Consider the following 18,871-nt stretch of genomic DNA (forward strand, 5'->3'; position numbering starts at 1 on the left):
GTGTCAGTTTTGAGCCTCTACAAGCCGCATAAATACAGGGGTTCCAACCCCGGAATCTGGCAAATGCCAGCCTACATTTGAGGAAGAATGAAGTGAACGAACAAACGAATGAAAAGTTGGTGTGCGGTGTGGGTGTTATGGACGTTCCAGGCGGTACAACAAGCAACGGGAAGACATGCCCGATCTATCGAGCGTGGGGCAACATGCTAAAGCTGTGTTTCACACATGAGCCGGCTAGGGCCACCATCTGCCCTGAGTGGGGGGTGTTCTCTACTTATCGTGATTGGTATCTAGCTAATGTACCCAAAGGCGGCGTCATCAAGCGGAGCCAGAACCACTTCTCACCAGCGACAGTGAAGGTCACTGTTCCAAGGAAGCGGATCACCCTGAAAGACATCAGCATCTCGGTGGATGGTGTGGTGGTGAACATGGCGGATGTGATGGAGGCCCTGCGTGGTAGCCAGCCGCTCACAACGTTGCTACACAGAAATTGACACGAACAGCCGTTGACATTGGTCGTGGTGCTCTCTAGAGTGATCACACATTCACAGAAAGGAGGCTGCACCATGGCAAAATCTTATGAAGACTCGAAGGAACAGGTAAAAGAACTCATTGAGGAGTATGAGCAGTCGGGTCACCCTAGGCCGAGCCGTAACAATTTCTTCGCCGGCTTCCTGAAGGAAAGAGCGGTAAGGAGTTTGTTCCCTGCTGGTCACCAGTCCCGTACAGACTGGCTGGCTAGCATTGACCGTGACTTCGATGGTCTGGCAAGCCGTGCTTTGAATCTGAAAGGCAACGCTGCTAAGGGAGCAGGGCGAAAGGGTCGCCAGCCTTCCACTGCAACCGCGTCAAGCTCCTCTGATACTGGTGCCTTGCTCAAAGCTCTTGGCTTGACCAACGTTGAGAGCGAGTTCGCTGACTCTGACGAAGAGCGGGAAGCAATAGCCAAGCGTGACGAGGCTATCCACGCTGCTGAGCGGGAGTACCAAGACGGACACGCACGCCGCTTCAGACAGTTTGTAGCCCGTAAGCTCAACGAGGCTGACGTTGAATAATCCAATTCAGCGAGCAAAGTGGGCCATCTTGACCTTTCCAGGAACGGCTGTGCCTGTTCTGTCTCAAGAGGCATGGTGTCGGCAGGCGGCAGAGGACAAGCCTCCTGTGATGCCGTCTGTTGAGTCCCTGGATGAGTTGAGAAGGCTTCGAAAGAAGCAGGATGTCACGCAAGTGTGGGTGTCATCAGCCGAATACGTCACCCGTGATGTCTGGAAGTCGATTGACCCTCATTCGCTCAAGGTGGCTTCGCTTCCAGGGCTCGAAGGCGATGAGCTTCGTCAGGCGTGTTCGTGGGTTCTACTTCACACTGAACAGAGCAGGAAGCTGGCTGAGAAGGTGAAGACCTTCAATGCACATCACGCCTATTCAAAGAATCAGGCAGACGCGGAAGTTGCAACGAAGCGACTGGAGAACGTGCTCCGAGAACTGTATGCCCAGCCGGGGCAAAACCTATCAAGCATTGCCCTGGAGCTTCAGAATCGAAAGATCAAGACGCCTAGAGGCGGGGACTCCTGGCACGCCACACAGGTGCGAAGACAGCTCGTTAACCTCGGTCTGATCAAGGGCTGAGGTCGGCATTCCCAAGGGAATGCTTTGTTCGAATTTTGACATAAACAAAGTTTGACAATTGGTCTGTAGACATACAGGGATCAGGGCCTGAGCCGTCGCTCACGCTCAACGGGATAGCTACGTCCACAATTTGACATACACGGAGTTTGACAAGATGCGTGACAAAGAGAGACAGGGCAACAGGCACAACGACCGGGAGCTAGGGGCAGGGCACATCGCGTTAATCGTGGCCATCACTACCAGTCTGGTTGTGGCCATCACAGCAGCCGTCATCGGCTTCGCAATGTTTGCGTGACAGGGAGTCCAGTAGATGAAGCTTGTTAGTTCTAGGCCAGCACGGAGAACAGTACCCGTGGGGAAAATCATCCAGGCAGCACGGCAACGGATCATCGATGCCAAGACGGATCATGCCGCGTCATCCGCACTGGATTCAGGTATCGGGGCGCTGGGATGCCTGCTTGACCTTGGCCTGCTATCTCCTGAAGAGTGGAGGGGCCATGTCGATGACTTCGAGCGAGCAGGGGATGCGCTCTAGCTCCCAAATGGTCAACCAAGCCCGCTTCGGCGGGCTTTTTCTTTGTCAATAAAAAACCCTACTCATTGTTGTATAGATCGGCCGCGCAACTACCCCTATCATCACTCCATCGACAGGCCGTAGTGTGGAAGTGGCTGATGAAAGCGTTGAAGTATCTGATGGGCAAGATCGCCGACAATCTTGTAGGTGTAATTCTCACAGCAGTAGGGGGAGCACTGCTCGTCTTGTTCGCTCCTGTATGGGAGTACCTAAAAGCGATCTGGGAGTGGTTTACAGCTCCAGTGCAGGTGAGCAGGGTCTTTGTCATTCTGCCAGTAAGCATGCTTGTCTTAGTCGCTGTATGGTTGCTTCGCTCCCTCATAATCAAGAGAAGAGCGCCGAAGCCGCCAGCATGGCTGAGTTACCGTGAAGACGAGTTTGAAGGAGCTATTTGGCGCTGGGACTATGATAGTAACGGGCAGATTGAACACCTCATTCCCTACTGCAAATCTTGCGACTGTATTCTTGAATTGAGAACATTCGGCTTGGGAAACCCTGTCGAGATGTACTGTGTAGACTGTAATTACAGCTATTCAGCTTTCAGTATGAATGTCTCACCTGAGTATGCTCACTCTATCATCATCAGGCTGATCGATAGAAACCTGAGAAGGAACTACAATCGCCTGAAGGCTGAGAAGTGAGACTGTGAAGATGTTGAAGTGGACAAGCAGTATCTGGAAATTTGGACTTGTTGCAATTCTTGCCGCATTTGCTGGTGCGTTCGTTACGGCTATGTTCATGCCTGGAATGGCGGCTCCTTCGGGGTGGGCAGACGTGATGACGGCCATGTTCACCTTCTTCGCACTGATCGTCGCTGTATCGGCATTCTTTACGTGGAAGAAGTCAAAAATCAGAGATGACGGTTATGAAGTAGTGAAAGCATACGTCAACGCAGTGGTTGAGCTGCACGAGGCCATGATTGCATCCCTATCGCCGTTGATGAGGGTTATGGCGACTCCAGGGACAGTTGTACCAAGCGCGAAGGAGTGCGGGGCGTTGGTGATTGCTCTCAATCAAGCCTCAGGTGCGATGGAGGCAGCCATTAAGCGTATGGCAATGAGAAAAAGGGAATTGAGCTTCTGGGGCGTCAAGCTCACAGAAGAAGCCGACTTAATCCATCAGGAAATTCATAAGCAGAGCTTTCAGTTTACTCTTGTATTGATCCAATTCTCAGAAGCTTGTAATAACGTCTATGTGCTCGGCAACAAAGAAGAGTTCACGACTATTCAAATGCTGACAAGTAGAGCAGATGCTTTGATAATTTCATTGGCTAAAGAGTTCCAGAGACGTCAGTTGATAGGGATGGCCTCGCTTTATGTTCATGACTGACAAACAAGAACATGAACTGGACGTCGGCCAACTTCAAAACAAGCCGCCCCGCCGCCAGAAATGGTCCCCTTTTCCAAACACGAATAATTCCCGCCCAAATTTCTCAATTTGGATTTCTATCTGAACAATTAAACACCCCGTGCGAATTGTGGGGCGAAAACGCTAGAAATTTAAAAGAAACATTATTTTGAAGGTATGTGGGTGTGTTTTTTTTATGCCTTGGATTTCTTCCCGCACTATTAAACAGCCGCCACACCTGGACCACTCAACACGTGGCATTCGGCGAATAACTTAGCAAGCGTGATTCTAGGACCTCTTAACACCGAGCTATTTCAGTAACACTTAATACGTAGCATTCTCCAGAACACTTAGCGCCAGTATTCCAGCAATAACCTGAGCTGTAGGTTTCTGGAAAACTCTTCGTCACTCCAGCTGCCAAGCAAGCGTTACAGCTGATGTGTTAAGCGCTGTATGATTTTAGAACCCGACAACTGTAGGATTCCCGCGATCCCTCTGTCTGCATTGCGTAGCAAGCCGTTAACCTGCATCACCAAGCAGGTAGCATTCTGGAAGTATCTGACGCTGCATGATTTCAGGACCCGCTCCTGTCCAGAGGTATCAAGCAAGGCGTGAGCTGACCTAACCAGATGCGGAGCTTTTTTGAAATCTCCGTTCTACCGGGACAATCAAGCAGGCGCCTCTATGGGGCTCTCTGAGGCTGTATGATTTCAAAATAACCCCTATGTACAGGGTGCTTAGCAAGCGCCTCATACAGCGCCTTGTAGATGCCTTAAATTTCAAATCCGACATCTACCGGATGTGTCAAGCAACCCCCAACAAGGGCAAGCTTGAAGTCTAGAAATTTTAGGATCTCCATCGCCTCTCTCGAATGACACAGACGCTGAACGTCAACGTTCCACATGGAGAGAGCAAAAGGAAAGCCGCCCGTAGGCGGCTCTCTTATCCTCTTTTGAACTGCTCTACTGTGCAGTAGGCGTAGTATTGCCAATCATCCTTCTCGATGTTGTGACTGAGGTGCTCTTCCTCAACCTTCTTGCGGGCCTGAAGGCAGGCTTCCATCGCTGAAGGTATCTGTCGTTGCGTCACTACTGCTCCGTCCTCCTGCTTATGCATGCAGTACAACCGGTTGTCTCCTATCCCCAGAGAGCAAGACATCACCATCATCTTCACCAGAAACATCTGTACAACTCCTTATAGTACAACGTCCAATTTCTTCAGCAGACGACTCACCGCCATAGGGGTAAACGATGCTCCACGGCTGGTGGTGTGTCCTTTTGCATTCAGGCAATCAGCCATCGCTTGTAGTGTGGTGATCCCCTTCGCCTTGCAAGCCCACAAGGCATCCTCAACCTTGCTGGCATGTTGGCTGGCTTTTTCTTGGCGTACCTTGAGTGAGGCTGGAACACCTGTCTTGTGGCCTTCTAGCAGCTTGCTGTTGCGGCGAGCTACCTTGGCCTGTGCCTCTGCATTCCCTTCGTCAGCTCGCTTCTGGAGAGCTGCTAGAGACACCTTGGTACGGGTGGAGATGAAGTCTCGCTCCTGCTCAGCCAAGGCCGCATAGATGTGGAGCTGAAACTTGTCAGCGTAGGGCATGGTGGCGACTTTGAAGTCTACAAGCTTCATCAGCAGGGCGATGTCAGCTACGTCCCTGGACAGGCGATCCAGCTTGGCTACTACAAGGGTGGCACCCTCCGTTTTGCATAGCTCCAGGGCCTTGCGTAAGCCCTCACGATCCATGGGCGGGAGCGTGCCTGAGAGGTGATCCTCAAAGGAGGCGATCACTTCCCAGCTAGCCTGTTCAGCCGCAATACGAATGTACTCCTGCTGGGACTCCAGGCCGAGGCCGGACTTACCTTGAGCTTCGGTGGATACCCGGTAGTAGGCTACAACTCGCATTGATGTCCCCTTGCCTGTGATGAGCGACGTTTGTTCCTCTGAGGGGCATCTTATCATGAATTAGATGGTCGTCCACTAAATGATAAATCGGGAGCCACTTCATTTGTACGATTGTGAAACAAATGGGTATGTAGATTTAAGCAAGCACCGTGCCAACTGCCTTGACAATTAGCGAGGCGTGTGTTACCCTAGAGCTTAAGTTCCCGAGCGAAGCGAGGGGTAGAAATCTATACATCTGAGTCGTCTACGACTCGTCTGTGCCCCCTAGAGGCAATGCCTCTACATCATCAGCAGTGAGCTGACCAAGGGCCTACCAACCACAGGTGGCCCATCAGAGAGAAGCTTGAAGTGTAGCGACCCCGTTGGTTGTTGGTCGCTTGAGTACGTTCAAGACATCCCCCTCTACAGACAATCTCCAGCATCAGGGCAACTCATTCGGCTCAGCAGTATTAGGTAGCTTGCTGACGCCTTGCGTCGAAGGGACAGCTAACCTCTGCGACAGCAGAGAAGGCTACAGACGTGCTACAAGGGGCCATCTGACGATTTGAGAACAGAAATCACATGCTCACATACATTCGAGCTGGTGTATCTGGATTGCATTTGCAAAAAATGATCGCAGAGTGAGCAAGCTTAACAAAACACCACCTGCATAGCGTCAGTCGAGCAGAATCGCGTAGAACAGTGCTCTCTCCGGGGGTAGCGGTGTTTCTGGTAGGAATTCCCCCTCACAGGCCAGCCTGTGGATAAGTGGGCCACTGACGTGCTACATCTGGCTTCCAGCCATGTCAGCAGCTTCATTTCTTCACCATCTGGCACAGGGTTGAATGCCCACGAACAATCCTGAGGAATGCCTATGTTACATTGTAAAGCCTATTGTTATAATACATAACGATTAACTCACACAGACATTGAAAATCGGAGATGTTGCAGGCATAGAGAAGCCCCGCATAAGCGGGGCTTTGTCATTTCCGTATCTTGTATTTCACGCTGCTGAGCATCTTGCCTGTATAGAGCAGCGGATCATCGAAGCCCTTGATGGCAACCCAAGCTCTGCTGTTGCTGCCTGGATAGTCTTCAATGTTCACCTGAATCACACCCTTCATCTCTTCACCTAGGCGCTTGAGGATGGGCTGTACAGGCTTGCCATGGATAGCAGCTTGCACAGCTTGAGAGATGAAGTTCGCGTACCAGTTGTAGTTCTCCGCATTCAGGAAGGATGGGGCCATGAATTCACGGCGGGGTACTCCGATTCCCCGGTCATTCCAATAGGCCACCTGAGCAACCTGTAGGAAATCGTTCTCTGCTCCATACCGATCCTCAGCGAAGAATCCCGCTTCCACTCTTGTACCGTCCAGCGCTTCCATACGCTTGATCAAAGATTTAAGTTCTCGATAGTCGGCGGTGAACTTCATACGGGGGTTCCAGTTGTGCCGCTTCCAGGCTGAACACCAATGTGTTTGTGGGTGTTCATGTTGATACCTGCAAGGGTCATGATGCCACTGATTTGCACGTTGCCTGTAATGGCCACATTCCCAGTGATGTTGGTCTGTGGTGCTGTGACATTTACTGTCTGAGCATTCACTGCGACATCCTGAGCATTCACTGTCACCCTCGCTCCAGTGTTAATGAACACCTCGCCAGTTTGAGTAAGGCGAACCTCACACTCTTGGCCTGTGCCAGTGTTCATGCTGACAACGAGGTCTTTAGGATTGTGGGGATACTTACGAATGGAGGACCTGTTCAGGCTCCGTTGAGCTGTGTAGATGCCAGGAATAGCGATGGCATCTTGACTATCAAATTGACGTAGCGTAGCAGCTGGAACAGGCTGGGATGTATCACTGATACTCCATGTATCGATGTCTGATTGAGCGAAGATCAGAGTGACGCTGTCACCAGCTGCAACAGGAAGGCTAATCAGAGCCTGCTGACACCCTGGCATCATCAATGGTACGTCCAAGAGAACAGCGTGTTCCTCGTGTTCACCATCCTCATAGGCTCTGTTGATGACAGGGCGAACATCCACCCTCATTCGTTCAAGGTCAACACGCTCCACTACACCAACGGTTGAGGTGTGTAGATTGGAAGCGAATGCATCAACAGCTTGTTGGCTTGCAGTTCTTAGGATGTCCAACATTGTCATTCACCTCCGTGCATGTTGTTGAATTGGATTTGTTGGCGGTCTTTGATGGTTTGTTCGAGCATGGTTATCTGTCGATCAAACTGTGTGCGTTGGTAGCTTTCGGACAGAAGCATGTCTATGGAACCTTCCAGGCGTACAAGGCGTGTTGAGAGGTTGCCTAGGCTGCTGGATGGGCTATCGCGGAGTGATTGGAGTTCGCTGTGTATGCCATCAATCTTGTGGTCAATCTGGTCGAATCCTGAGGATGCGTTGAAGCACGTCCAGAGGCTGACGAGGAGGGCAATGACTGCGATGAGGGGAACTAGGGTGTTGCTGAGCCACTGGCCCAACTTCTGTATCAGGGCCATCTGTGGTCCATTCCTTATGTTTGGGGAAGAGGGCTCTAGCCCTAGTTCCCTGATTTCTTGTTAGTGGCACGAACGTTATCGACGGCCAGCGGATCACGTAGCAGTAGGTCGGCATACCAGCTGTTGCCATCCGTCTCACCGAAGTAGCGGGCCTCTTGCACCCGATACCAGCCGTCATACATCTCCGATTCAAGCTTCACGAGCTGACCGGGGTACACCGAGGCATCGCACAGGATGCGAACCATGATTCCGAACTGGCGGGCACTGTCCTTGGTGGTTTTGCCACTGTCAGCAGCTACGCGGTATGGCGTTGATACCAACCCGGTAGCAGGGCTCAACACCAGAGCTTCAGCCTGAGCGTTGGTAGCTCTACCCCGGTCGGTGAAGGTGATGACGTTGTTGGCAATGGTGTACTCAAGACCGTAGCTCTGGGCCAAGGCGTTCAGCTGATCCCGTACAGGCCCCGGTTTGAGCGTGTATCCACGAATCAGGACGCTGTTGAGGGCGGTCCCAACGTAAGGCCCCTTGGCGATCCCTGGAATCTGCTTGAGGATTTCATCAAACGCTTGAGCCACTGTGCGGCCTGGACCAACTGTGGTTGCCTTGATGCGAGTGTGGTTCAAGGCGACGTAGCCTTCTCCCAGCACCAGCTGAGTGACGAGGTCTGGCCCCTGGCGACGTGTGCCGCTCTCGGTGATGTCGCCCTCTACCAGCAGCTTTAGCCCGGTGTCGTGGTAGCCAACTTCAAGCTTGCAGGCAAGGAAGTTCTGATCAAGGCGACGGCGCTTCTCTTCCGTGAGGTTGTAAATCTCGATGGTGGCACTATTACCGCCACGGCGGTTGTCAGCTGTCCGGCTGACATCGAAGGACATGTTGAGGTCTGTCACTTCGAAGCCCTGGCCTGTGGTTACATCTCCAACGATTAGCCGGTATTCACGATTCTTCAGTTGAGCCATCAGGTGGGTGCTCCATCGTCATACATGTATTGGAGCGTGTAGTAGGTGGCGAGCTGATCAACCTTCGTGGTGGTGTCAGGTAGTCTTTGAAGATCGACGGATGTGATAGGCATCAGGTAGAACGCACCAGACAAACCAAGATGGCCCAAGGCGTAATCTAGGATCATTGGGTACATCGGCACCAGCCGCACACCATCCACAACCTTCACGCCTGTTGAGGTCTTAATGTCCATGTGCCAGGAGCCGTAGTGATCGCTGAACGTGAATGTCAGCGTGAACAAGCTACCTTCCAGCGCAACCAATTGTTCATAGTGGGCCACTGTGTCCAGTGGAATCTGTTGGGTGATAATGCTCATTTCTGTGCTGATCCTCTTTTCACTGCTGCCTCAGCATCGCTCTGGGCTTTCTCTTTAGCAGTTAGTGTCTCGTTCTCTTGTTGCTGGGCAGTGATGAAGCCGTCTGTCTTCGCACTATCCTTGGTGCTCACTTTCCCTTTAGCTTTCTTCTTCGCTACCTTGTTCTTCATCAGCTCTTGAGGAATCTTGGTAGTTGAAACGTCCGCATACCGAACACGCTCGAATGTCATGTCAGGATACATAGCGTCTCCGCTATCTGGATCGATGTTGTCACTGAGCGATGTCATGATGAGGTTCTCATGAACTACATAGCTATTGTCTGGGCGATACTCAATGATCTTCACAAGGTCACGACTCTTGTGCATCGTCTTCAGGGTGGTAGCCACTTGTGTGGCAGGGAAGATCATCTCTCGCGGAGTGAGAGTTACAGTCGGTGTGTTGCTGCCTAGGAACTGAGTGATGCTCGCTGGCAATAGACCAGCTAGGGCAGGAGGCCCCATCGTGATAGTTGGGCTGTCGTACACTGGATTGAAGTTGGAGAAGGCCTTGTAGCGAATCTCTTCGTCTAGCTCTTCATCTGATAGGCTGCCAAACCGCACTTTTGGTCTATCAAGGTTGAAGTCAGCATTGGTGACAACTCCGCGTACACGGAATTTATCGTTTGTCTCAATAACGTGGTCACTGATGTTCACGCCAGTTTCTACAGCGTGAGATGTCACTGTTGATTGGTATTGCTGATCAAACTGAAGGACTGCGTCCATCCAGATCAGATCGTTATTTTTGCTCATGATGGCAAGCATGGTTGTTCCTTATCTTGGCTTAAATAAGGGCGAGACAGACCGTAGGCTTATGCCGAAACATTGCCTGTAAGGCCCCTAGGAGCGTCTATGTGAGGTGATGAGAGTGGAGGCTATACAACCCCACAAGGTGGCAATTTATGCCAGATGATTAGCGAGGAGTTTTATCGGTCGTCAGTCGAGCTAGAATGTCTGCCTCATACTGTCTACGCTGGGCTTCGCCGATGTCCCGAACAGTTTGCTCAACTACACTTTTGTCAAATGTCTCGACATTAGGGAAGGCGAGGTTGAATGTGCTTCCTGCTACAGTGACAGTGTTGTTTGTGCTGCTGGTGATGTTCTGGAGCTGTTTCTCAGCTGTGGTGCTGGCCCCGTTCATACCCTCAACCATCGTCTTTAGCTTCTTCGGATCAAAGCCAAACTTGTAATCACCAGAGTTCGTAGGTGCCAGATAGCTCAAGGCGTTCTGATCAATCGGACTCTTGCCCAGCTGTTGATCTTTCACAGACTGAGGCACGATCCCGAACAGGCGTTGCCAGAATCGATCAACGGGGTCTACCGCTACTTCCCCTGTTTCCTTTGGCTTGTTGAATGCGGCAGGATCAATCCCACCATTTCCACCAAGACCAGCATCAGGAGCATTTGCCATGCCCTCAGGGGTAGATTTCTTGGGGTCCAGGGCATCAGCGATACGCTGAGTCATGGTGGCTGCTACCGATGTCAGGGCCGTATCAAACTCCATCACCCGAGTACGCAGAGGCTCCATCGCTGCTGTGAGGTTGCGGTGGGCTTCGATGTTCGAGTTGACCGACTGAACAAGCTTCTCGTTGTCGTTGATGCTCGCAGCTTGCAGGAACTGATCATTCTGAAGACGCTGAGCGTTCGCCTGGATGGACTTCGCTTGTGTCTCGATGACCTTTTGGTTTTCAGCGAAGTACAGCTCTAGAGCCCGGTTGAAGTCGGCAGCTTTCAGGTTGCCTTTCGTCGTGCTATCGATGACAGCAGCTTGCCGCTTTGCAGGATCACCAGTGAACTTGTTACGTTCTGCCCAAGCTCGCTCGATGTATCCACGAAGGATCGGCGCGGCTTCGGAGAAGGTGTTCAGGTCTTCCCGGTCGGCGTAACCCTTGGTTCTCACCTGAGTGAGCTGGAGGTTGGCGCGGCGTGATTCGTCCTGAGTCATACCGGCACCACGGAAAGCCGCCGCCTGTGTTTCGTACAGCTGCATCGCTTGCTCAAGGCTGCGACCCTGGCCGCGTTGCTTCAGGAGGCCGTTACGATAGTCCTTGGCGGTGTCTAGGCTGATCTCAGTGCCGTACTTCTGGCTGAAATCCACAAAGCGTTGTTGGATGTACCCCTCTTTGCCTTGGTCTTGGCTGGCAGCAGCAGCAAGCACGTTCTTGAACTGCTGGGCATCGTCAGCACCTTGTTGGCGTTGCTCGATCCGTTGGCCTGCCATGGACAGTAACTGTTGGATACCAGCCACCAAACCACCAGCAGCCAATCCAGCCATAGGCAACCCTGAGCGACCCAAGGCCCCGAGCATGGAGAATCCACCGTTACCACCTTCAGCCTTGCGAGCTGCAAGCTCTGCTTGTTTAGCCTGCCAAACCGTATGACGCTCTTGGGCGAAGCGGAAGCGTTCCCGCTGGCGTTCCTGTCCAGACTCAGCACGGGCAGCCCGCTCACGGCGATCCTGCATCTTGTTGGCGTGGTTCACCTCACGGCGGCGCTCTGCCTGTTTCTGTGAGTCCAGGGCCAGCTGAGCACGTTGGAGGAGGGTCTGTTGTTGGTATGTCTTGGCGGCGGCTTGAGCGGCCTTCTGTTGGGCTGCTACAAGCATTTGCTCCAGGCGTGCCTGTATGGTCTTGGCTGCTGTCAGCTGTGCTTGATACTTGGCAGACGCTGCCTGTGTGTTGATCTCCTGGCGACTGGCTAGGGCTAGCTTGGCCTGTAGGACAGCCTGTTGCTGTAGCTGGCGTGTCTTGGCCGTGCTAAGGGCTACATCTTCCCGTTGGTTTGCGAAGCTCAGCTTGCTCTGGGCCAGCTCAGCTTGGAACGTGCTACGGCGTGCCTGCTGCGTCAGCTTCTCCAGACGTAGCTGTTGGGCTACAACGCGATCAAGGGTCTTGGTGTTCTGTGGAGCTGGAGCCCCTGGGGCTGTGATACCAATCGACTTACGAATCTTGGCCTCAAGGTCCCGCATCTGCTTATCGAGCGCTTTGGTGTCCAGCTGGATAGCAATCTTGATCGGCTTCTCAGCGAGTCTGCCGAATTGGCGAAGCTTCAGTTCTGTCTTCTTGAGATGTGCGAATAGTTGTTCTAGCGGAGTGGTGTTTACCCGAAACTCTACGCCACCAATCAAATTGGCTACTTGTTTATCGGCCATTATCTGTCAATTCCTGTATGTGTCATTTCGTTGCCGACAGAAGTAGCCGACTCTTGGGACGGCGTCCCTTGTCAAGACGACGCGTTGCTGTGAGTGGTGCAGCAATCTTGAACATGTAATCAAGATCAGTGAATTCCGTGATCATCTCGGAATCGATAACTTCATGTAGTCGATAGCTAAGATGACGCCGATGACTCTCAGGTATAGTGATGATGAATACTGTCCCGGCTACAACGGAGATTCGTAGTGCATGAACAGGGCAGTCGTTACGTTCGAAATTGCGAAGCAGCTGTGTAACATCGGCATCTGTGTTTGGCTGGATGATGAATCCATAACCGACGCCTTCAGCTGTGATGATTTGCTCAAGGCGTTGTAGAATTTGAGGGTCATACGAATCAAACGGGATGATCTTACCGTTGTAGTTTCGAATCTGTACGGCTTTCATGCTATCGGGGTCTCCGTAGGGAAAAGGGGAGACGCCCAATCAGAGCGTCTTAGGAACTTCGTTCGAAGTTTGTAGGTTGGTAATCTCTGCAACTTCGTGGCGTGTATTGGGATCAGCCAATACTTCACGAATGTACTCTTCAACCTTCTTTTCGCCTTGTGGCTGTTTGAGAAGGTCGCGTAGCTTGTCAGCAAATGTCATTGTGCTTCCTCTGTGAATAGATCGATCAAGGCTTCGAAAGCCTCACGAGTGTTTGTGTGTTTGCTCAGGATGGTGAGACCGCTGTTCTCCACAGCTTCCGTTAGGAACGTATGTGGTAGGCGAGGGCAGGTGGTTACATCGTCAGGGATAGCCCCGTGTGCGATGGCTACCACTGCAACGCCATCACGCTTGAGAACATTGAAGGAAGTGGAGCGGCGTCTGTCAGCTGCGAACAGGACGTTCTCAATCAAGATGTCAGGGTTGTCCCGGCAGATGTAGAAAGCGTCTTGTCCCGAACTGTTCTCTAGAGCTTTCGAAAGGAAGACGATGGTCTTGGACACTTCAGAGCGGAATGGATGTTTCTTCAGGAGGGCGACGGTCCGACTTTTTAGCTGGGCTGGAAGGTTGGGGAGCCAATCGAATTGGAAGTCACGGATGGCGTACAAAACATCTGAGTATTCTGTGTGGTATCCCAGGGCATCAATCGTCATAAATGTTATCTCTGTCCCTTCGCACATCGAAGGCGTGCCATGCTGTTTGAGGCTCAGGGGCTCTGTACCCTTGGGCTACAAGCTCGTTGCTAAACTGGCGGAAATTTTCGGCTGTTGTAGAAACGTAGCCTTTTTCAATCAATCCTTGTACGTCGTCATAGAGGACATAGCTGACAATCAACTTGTCTATCACCAGACTGTAAGGGCGACTGTTGGTGATTGGTGCGAAGTAACGAGCGGGGGAGCCATTAGCCCATCCCCAGCCCATCGCATTGCATGTCTCAATTGCCGAGAGGAAGTCATCCTGTGTACGGCATACGACTACCACTTGTTGTTGTGCGAAATTCATTTGACACTCTCCGCCCTTGTTGCTGGTGATAGGGCCATTAGAGTTGATCCTGCATTGCCTGTAGGAAGTACCGCACTCGATCCCCATTCTTAACTAGGTCCATGGAAGCGAGTGTGGACGCTAGAGCCTGCAAAATCTCGGGATCGGCTCCTGTGATGTCGCCAGGCTCTGTGCTGTGATAAAGGGCCTTTTGTACATCTGTGTCTTTGGCTTTCTCAGCTACTCGACGATCCAATACTTTCTGAGCTTGGTCTAGGTCTGCCTGTAGGCCGGCATACTCAGCGTCGTATTTCAGGCGGATCAGATGGATTGTCATGTCTTTCTCACGTGGAATACTCATGCCGCTTCTCCTTTTTCTGGGAAGTCGATTGCATCGATGATCTTTGCCTCAAGCTGAATGAAGGTTTCCAGCTCCCCGGCAATGCCGGGGCTGTATTGCACACCAAATCCGATAGAATCTTGCAGGGCACGCAGCTCAATGTCTGTTAGCTTGAGAACTACAGTTGTCAGGCCGTCTGCTGTAATGGTAGTCACAGTTGTTGCTCCAGTGCTTTCTTCAGTTGTTGCTTCAGTGCTTCAGCCAGACGCTTCTGTGCGGCTTGAAACCGTAGTTCAGCTATTTCTAAAGATGTTTGACGGAGCTTTTCTTCAAGCTCCCTTTTCTGTTCTGCCAACTCTTGCTTGACTTGCCAGCTCCATAGCTCTTCCTCTATTTCAGCATTCATGGCACGAATCTTAAGGAGTACTTCGCTGTAGTAATCGAACATCTCAGGCCGTGAGCGACGATCTTCACGAAGGGCTCCACTGATCCATAGTAGGTCTTGAGCGCTGAGTTTGATGTCACCTTCATAGATCATGGATTGGGCTTTAGCGATGTAGGCTTCTTGGTTGTGCATTTGTCTTTCTCCTCAAACAGTCTTGGATTTGGTAGTGGTTTTCTTGGCGACTGTAGTTGGAGCGGGCTGTGTGTTAGCAGCTTCCAGTTCAGCGGCAATCTCTCGCAGCAATACATCAGCAAGCTCAGCTTCAGCTTGTTCACGCTCACGGCGGACAGCCTCTTGGTGCTCAGCCACTCGACGGGCCAGCTCGCTTTCCATAAAGGTAGCTTGAGCGGCTGCAACGTCTGCTGCGTATTGTTCGCGGGCTTCAGCCTCGGCAGCGTCAGCCAGCTCGTTCAAACGAGCTTCTGGAACGTTGAGCGTGCAATGACTGCTTGCCTGGACACCGTCACGATGGCGAATAGGGAAGGCGAAGTTGATTGTGTACCCCTCGTCAAGCTTCGCTTTCAGAGCTGGCTCAAACAGGTCGCCAATGTGGACGTTCAGAGGTTCGCGACTGAGATGGCTCATACGTGCTTGAGCACGTGCCATGTCGATACGAGCCTGTAGCACAGCTTCATCAAAGATGTGGCTACCCTTGAGCGGGCTTACCTTCTCTGGCCGTACATAGGGAGGGACTTCTCTTTCAGGGCGTGTCACCGTCTGTGAACTGATGACATGGCCTTGTTCGCTGACTTGCTCGACGCGATCTTGTGGGTAGTAGGTTGTGCGGTTTTGGGTAGTCATGATCTTTTTCCTTATGCGAAAATTTGTTTTTTGTACATCGCGACCATCATTCTTACGTGGTCTGGAGTAATGTGGGCGTCTGTGCTCATAGTGTTTCGGATACGTTGATAAGCTTCGTAGAATTCTCTACTGACTTCGATGATTACCATGTTGGCAAGCTCTTTGGCTTCTTCATTAGCCGTCTCAAGACATCTTCGAAGCCTAAGTCGGTCTTTTTGGATGTCCTCAGAGGGCTGACAGTGGATTACCAATCGAGATTCGAAATGTTCGTCAGCATCTGTGTCGTAGATGTCTAAGCTGTAAATAATAGCAACGTACGTTAGTCGCTTCGTTTCCATTCTCTGTCTCTTCGCTGTTGTCTGAATTGCTTTGTCTGTTTGCGATACTGACGCTGCTGTTGCTCGTATTCAGCGTCTTTGCGATCTCTGTTGTCTGCTTTGGCTACTAAAAGCATTTCAATTCCTTCAACATGCCGATTGCATAGAAAATGCAGAATGCAGTTACCATTGCAGGTCTTCCTCAGCGATGATCTTTGGTTCAACGTAGACATTTCTGATAGCGCCGTAGGGCACTAGCACCAAGCCTGCATCGGCTAGACGCTCGATCTTGTTGAACTCTTGCTCAGTGACTTCTATAACTCGAATCATCAAGCCATCGGCTTTGATGTTCAGCCTCATAGCCTCATCAGGAGAGAGTTTCTTCGGGCTGATGATCCCGCCACCTAGCATGAAGAACTGATCTTCAGGTACAAGCGTGAATACCGTGTGGTAATAGTGTTGTGTTTGTTGCATCGTCTTTTCCTCAAATGATTTATTGGGTAAAGCACGATGTCTTATCCGTTCAAGGTGAACGAATTTACAACCTCAAGGCATAGAAAAACCCCATCCGAGGATGAGGTTATCTACTGTCTTTTTGAGGAAAGAGACATCGCATCCGAACACCGGGGATCAATCCGCTGTTCAAGAATGGGGGAGGCAGATCAAAGTTGGAGTTTACTTTGGAACTGTCACAACCTCGTTGCGAGGTGTGAGGCTCTTTAACGACTTTGCCTGTGTCGGTGCAGATGGCGTCTGCGGAAATAGGGAGCACTTTAGTCTGAAGAATCCACTAATCAGACCCTGGCGGCTCAAACCAGATGCAGCGGGACATGGAAGACCGCTGAATTCGAATAGGGCCAACACAACTAAGGAGGTAGCGTGTTGACTGACACAGCCCAATGAAGGAATGGCATCGTCTGTGTCCTCGTGAGGGTCAGGAATGGCAACAAACCTTTCTCAACTCACAAAGCTAATTCTACATGATGTTTGCCATTTTGTCAATAGATGCATGCGTCAAATGGTAACTATTTTTCCATCTATTAATTTGTTTTATTCACATGGTGTGATCGGGGGCGTGGGATGTCAGAGATGGTCTCGGATTTGCGCTATTCCGAGTTTGAAAGCCGCGTATAATGCGGCTTCCAGGGGTGCGAAAGTGTACTGGTGGTAGGTAGGTATAGGTTGACACTTTTAAGCCCCTGCGAAGCCCTTGTAGGAGCTTCTAGACGAAGTTGTATGCGAGACTCTGGATTGCTTGCATTTTCTGCTGTGGGCTGGCACCTCCGTGGTATACGTCGAATGTGACGAGCCCTGTTTCGTGACCGGCGATGTCAGCGACTGTTGGTCCCGCTACGTCAGCACGAAGCATCCGAGTGATGGCCGACATTCTCAACGAATGGAATACATGTCTACCAGAGAACCCCATACCAGTTTTCAATCTGCCGAATGCCTTCGACAAGCTGTCACTGCGTATCCCGTATTTGTTACCCCCGCTGGAAACTATCAAGTAGCCGTCTGTGGTCTCTTGTGAGAGACGTTCTATCACAGGTAGTAGATTAGGGTGGATTGGCACTTGTCGAATGCCAGCTGCTGTCTTACTGTCTGCAATGTCGAGACAGAGAATACCCTCAACAGTGATCACACTCTCATTGCGTAGTTGGCACGCCTCTTCAATTCGAAGAGCTGTTCTTGCAGCAATCTGAATCAAGTCGGCCAACACATCCAAACCCTCGGAGCGAGCCTGAGCATACACACGTTCCACATCTTCCGTGGAGAAGGGCAGTCTCTTGGATTCAACCTTCGCCTTTCCTCTTAGAACAGGCATCTCATGGTCGACGAATGGATTGGCTACCCCTGCGTAGTCTTTCTGCCACAGCGCGTCATTCTTCATAGCCCACTTCCAGAACGTGGACCCCGCAAGCAGGTATTGAATTTGAGTTTTGCTGCTGAGGCCCAGGCTCTTTAACCACGCTCCGACAACCTCATGTGTCAACGCAGCCCCCTCTGTTTGGAGGTAAGCCGAGAGCTTCCGAAGCTTGGATTGCTGACCATCGATTGTCTTGGCAGGTAATCCAGCTGCCTCACGGAAGGCTTTGAAAGCTTCCAGGCGCTTTGGTGTGAGTGGACTTACTGGTTTGTAGCTGCTCGGATCGAGACGTAGATTGGTTGCCTCCTGCGTCTCTGAGGCTGTCAGATGGTATTGCTTCTGAGCACTCTCAACGGCGAATCGCTGAGTGATGTCATCGGCTACCATCACAGCATCGGCATGGGACGTTGGAATGTAGTCGAAGCTTTCCCGAAGGTGCTTGACCGTGGCAGTCATGCCCAGAGCTTCCAGCTCAGCCAGGAGGGTAGCTTTCTCAGACTCCAGCTCAGCTACCGTCATCGTCGATTCCCTGACGGGATTCCGCATAGCCTTTACCAAAGCAGCATCTACATGTTCCCGATGGGCCCGAGCATCTGCAGCAACCGTTGATTGCCAACCTACTTTCGCAGCACTACTACCTTCCCTGGCGAGTCTGATCTCAGCCTTCCAGCGGGCCAAGACTGGTAGCCGACGCTCCAGAGCTACAGCCCTGTCTGCTGTCCTCAAGGTCTGGATGAGCTTGGTTCGGCCACCGAACGCAGCACGGACATCAGCGGGCACGTTGAGCCTGACGTACCACGTAGATTCGTTAGCCTTCCTAACTAAGTGCGTTGACATACCATCTACCCCTGATGACCACCCAATGTGTCCACTGATTGTGACCACTATTGGCTCTGAAAGCCAGCAATACCAGTGCTTACAGGGTTTCAGAGGCGAAATGAGAGAATCCCTATCTCTCCGCCATCTATAGAGAACCCCTAAACCCATGGTTTAGGGGTTTTTGCTTTCTGGGTTGTACCTACCCCATGGTTTGCCGGTTGAGGCTTGATGTCGCCAAGGTCGGGCATAGGTAGGCCATCTGTCGCTGCTTGGTGGTGACTAGATACGGAAAAGCGGGATGCCACACCACCTCCTTCTGGTGGCCCTTACTGGAAAGCGGCGATGTTAAGAACGACAAGAGTAGTGGCTGCTCTGGTGGCTTCCTT

25 protein-coding genes are annotated in these 18,871 nt (G+C 51.6%); 6 read left to right on the plus strand and 19 right to left on the minus strand.

What is annotated here, in order from left to right; genetic code table 11:
* Nucleotides 1–92 precede the first annotated feature (92 nt).
* From ACWPW1_RS09290 to ACWPW1_RS09315, 6 genes are all read left to right on the plus strand, one after another.
* Complete coding sequence (locus tag ACWPW1_RS09290; protein WP_454252843.1) at nucleotides 93–494, plus strand: hypothetical protein; 402 nt, start codon at nucleotides 93–95, stop codon at nucleotides 492–494.
* 72 nt (nucleotides 495–566) lie between these two features.
* A complete protein-coding gene (locus ACWPW1_RS09295; RefSeq protein ID WP_454252844.1) occupies nucleotides 567–1,055 on the plus strand; it encodes a hypothetical protein in 489 nt (162 codons plus the stop codon).
* Nucleotides 1,056–1,104: 49 nt separating this feature from the next.
* Nucleotides 1,105–1,626 (plus strand): hypothetical protein, encoded by a 522-nt coding sequence (locus ACWPW1_RS09300; protein ID WP_454252845.1) that lies wholly within the window; start codon nucleotides 1,105–1,107, stop codon nucleotides 1,624–1,626.
* Between the two features lie 154 nt (nucleotides 1,627–1,780).
* Nucleotides 1,781–1,921, plus strand: coding sequence for a hypothetical protein (locus ACWPW1_RS09305; protein WP_454252846.1), 141 nt, complete (start codon nucleotides 1,781–1,783; stop codon nucleotides 1,919–1,921).
* A gap of 377 nt (nucleotides 1,922–2,298) precedes the next feature.
* On the plus strand, nucleotides 2,299–2,841 hold the full coding sequence (locus ACWPW1_RS09310) for a hypothetical protein (RefSeq protein WP_454252847.1): 543 nt from the start codon (nucleotides 2,299–2,301) through the stop codon (nucleotides 2,839–2,841).
* 4 nt (nucleotides 2,842–2,845) lie between these two features.
* Entirely contained in the window at nucleotides 2,846–3,529 is a 684-nt protein-coding gene (locus ACWPW1_RS09315) for a hypothetical protein (RefSeq protein ID WP_454252848.1), read from the plus strand.
* Nucleotides 3,530–4,489: 960 nt separating this feature from the next.
* Here the strand turns inward: ACWPW1_RS09315 and ACWPW1_RS09320 are convergent.
* From ACWPW1_RS09320 to ACWPW1_RS09410, 19 genes are all read right to left on the minus strand, one after another.
* Nucleotides 4,490–4,729 carry a hypothetical protein gene (locus tag ACWPW1_RS09320; protein ID WP_454252849.1) on the minus strand — a complete coding sequence of 80 codons (240 nt, stop codon included), beginning with the start codon at nucleotides 4,727–4,729 and terminating at the stop codon, nucleotides 4,490–4,492.
* Nucleotides 4,730–4,741: 12 nt separating this feature from the next.
* Nucleotides 4,742–5,446, minus strand: coding sequence for a recombinase family protein (locus ACWPW1_RS09325; RefSeq protein WP_454252850.1), 705 nt, complete (start codon nucleotides 5,444–5,446; stop codon nucleotides 4,742–4,744).
* A 962-nt stretch (nucleotides 5,447–6,408) separates the two neighbouring features.
* A complete protein-coding gene (locus tag ACWPW1_RS09330) occupies nucleotides 6,409–6,858 on the minus strand; it encodes a hypothetical protein (protein ID WP_173146898.1) in 450 nt (149 codons plus the stop codon).
* On the minus strand, nucleotides 6,855–7,580 hold the full coding sequence (locus ACWPW1_RS09335) for a Gp138 family membrane-puncturing spike protein (protein ID WP_454252851.1): 726 nt from the start codon (nucleotides 7,578–7,580) through the stop codon (nucleotides 6,855–6,857). Before ACWPW1_RS09335 ends, ACWPW1_RS09330 begins: the two co-directional genes overlap by 4 nt.
* Before the next feature lie 2 nt (nucleotides 7,581–7,582).
* The gene (locus ACWPW1_RS09340) at nucleotides 7,583–7,933 is read right to left on the minus strand and encodes a hypothetical protein (protein WP_173146902.1); all 351 of its coding nucleotides are present in this window, start codon (nucleotides 7,931–7,933) and stop codon (nucleotides 7,583–7,585) included.
* A gap of 41 nt (nucleotides 7,934–7,974) precedes the next feature.
* Nucleotides 7,975–8,889, minus strand: a complete 915-nt coding sequence (locus ACWPW1_RS09345; protein WP_173146904.1) for a baseplate hub protein — start codon at nucleotides 8,887–8,889, stop codon at nucleotides 7,975–7,977.
* Nucleotides 8,889–9,245 (minus strand): phage baseplate plug family protein, encoded by a 357-nt coding sequence (locus tag ACWPW1_RS09350; protein WP_173146906.1) that lies wholly within the window; start codon nucleotides 9,243–9,245, stop codon nucleotides 8,889–8,891. The genes ACWPW1_RS09345 and ACWPW1_RS09350 overlap by 1 nt, the downstream gene beginning before the upstream one ends.
* The gene (locus ACWPW1_RS09355) at nucleotides 9,242–10,045 is read right to left on the minus strand and encodes a phage baseplate protein (protein WP_173146908.1); all 804 of its coding nucleotides are present in this window, start codon (nucleotides 10,043–10,045) and stop codon (nucleotides 9,242–9,244) included. The genes ACWPW1_RS09350 and ACWPW1_RS09355 overlap by 4 nt, the downstream gene beginning before the upstream one ends.
* A gap of 148 nt (nucleotides 10,046–10,193) precedes the next feature.
* Nucleotides 10,194–12,431, minus strand: coding sequence for a tape measure protein (locus ACWPW1_RS09360; RefSeq protein ID WP_454252852.1), 2,238 nt, complete (start codon nucleotides 12,429–12,431; stop codon nucleotides 10,194–10,196).
* Nucleotides 12,432–12,453: 22 nt separating this feature from the next.
* Complete coding sequence (locus ACWPW1_RS09365) at nucleotides 12,454–12,876, minus strand: hypothetical protein (protein WP_173146912.1); 423 nt, start codon at nucleotides 12,874–12,876, stop codon at nucleotides 12,454–12,456.
* Nucleotides 12,877–12,915: 39 nt separating this feature from the next.
* On the minus strand, nucleotides 12,916–13,077 hold the full coding sequence (locus ACWPW1_RS09370) for a hypothetical protein (RefSeq protein WP_173146914.1): 162 nt from the start codon (nucleotides 13,075–13,077) through the stop codon (nucleotides 12,916–12,918).
* Complete coding sequence (locus ACWPW1_RS09375) at nucleotides 13,074–13,568, minus strand: hypothetical protein (RefSeq protein WP_173146916.1); 495 nt, start codon at nucleotides 13,566–13,568, stop codon at nucleotides 13,074–13,076. The genes ACWPW1_RS09370 and ACWPW1_RS09375 overlap by 4 nt, the downstream gene beginning before the upstream one ends.
* Nucleotides 13,558–13,917 (minus strand): hypothetical protein, encoded by a 360-nt coding sequence (locus tag ACWPW1_RS09380; protein ID WP_173146918.1) that lies wholly within the window; start codon nucleotides 13,915–13,917, stop codon nucleotides 13,558–13,560. The genes ACWPW1_RS09375 and ACWPW1_RS09380 overlap by 11 nt, the downstream gene beginning before the upstream one ends.
* 37 nt (nucleotides 13,918–13,954) lie before the next feature.
* Complete coding sequence (locus ACWPW1_RS09385) at nucleotides 13,955–14,257, minus strand: hypothetical protein (RefSeq protein ID WP_173146919.1); 303 nt, start codon at nucleotides 14,255–14,257, stop codon at nucleotides 13,955–13,957.
* Complete coding sequence (locus ACWPW1_RS09390) at nucleotides 14,254–14,451, minus strand: hypothetical protein (protein WP_173146921.1); 198 nt, start codon at nucleotides 14,449–14,451, stop codon at nucleotides 14,254–14,256. Before ACWPW1_RS09390 ends, ACWPW1_RS09385 begins: the two co-directional genes overlap by 4 nt.
* Nucleotides 14,448–14,813, minus strand: a complete 366-nt coding sequence (locus ACWPW1_RS09395; protein WP_173146923.1) for a hypothetical protein — start codon at nucleotides 14,811–14,813, stop codon at nucleotides 14,448–14,450. The genes ACWPW1_RS09390 and ACWPW1_RS09395 overlap by 4 nt, the downstream gene beginning before the upstream one ends.
* 12 nt (nucleotides 14,814–14,825) lie before the next feature.
* Nucleotides 14,826–15,482, minus strand: a complete 657-nt coding sequence (locus ACWPW1_RS09400) for a hypothetical protein (RefSeq protein WP_454252853.1) — start codon at nucleotides 15,480–15,482, stop codon at nucleotides 14,826–14,828.
* Nucleotides 15,483–15,982: 500 nt separating this feature from the next.
* Nucleotides 15,983–16,273 (minus strand): hypothetical protein, encoded by a 291-nt coding sequence (locus ACWPW1_RS09405; protein ID WP_173146927.1) that lies wholly within the window; start codon nucleotides 16,271–16,273, stop codon nucleotides 15,983–15,985.
* A gap of 748 nt (nucleotides 16,274–17,021) precedes the next feature.
* Complete coding sequence (locus ACWPW1_RS09410) at nucleotides 17,022–18,503, minus strand: tyrosine-type recombinase/integrase (protein ID WP_454252854.1); 1,482 nt, start codon at nucleotides 18,501–18,503, stop codon at nucleotides 17,022–17,024.
* Between the last annotated feature and the right edge of the window lie 368 nt (nucleotides 18,504–18,871).

Source organism: Pseudomonas sp. Marseille-Q7302 (assembly GCF_965111925.1).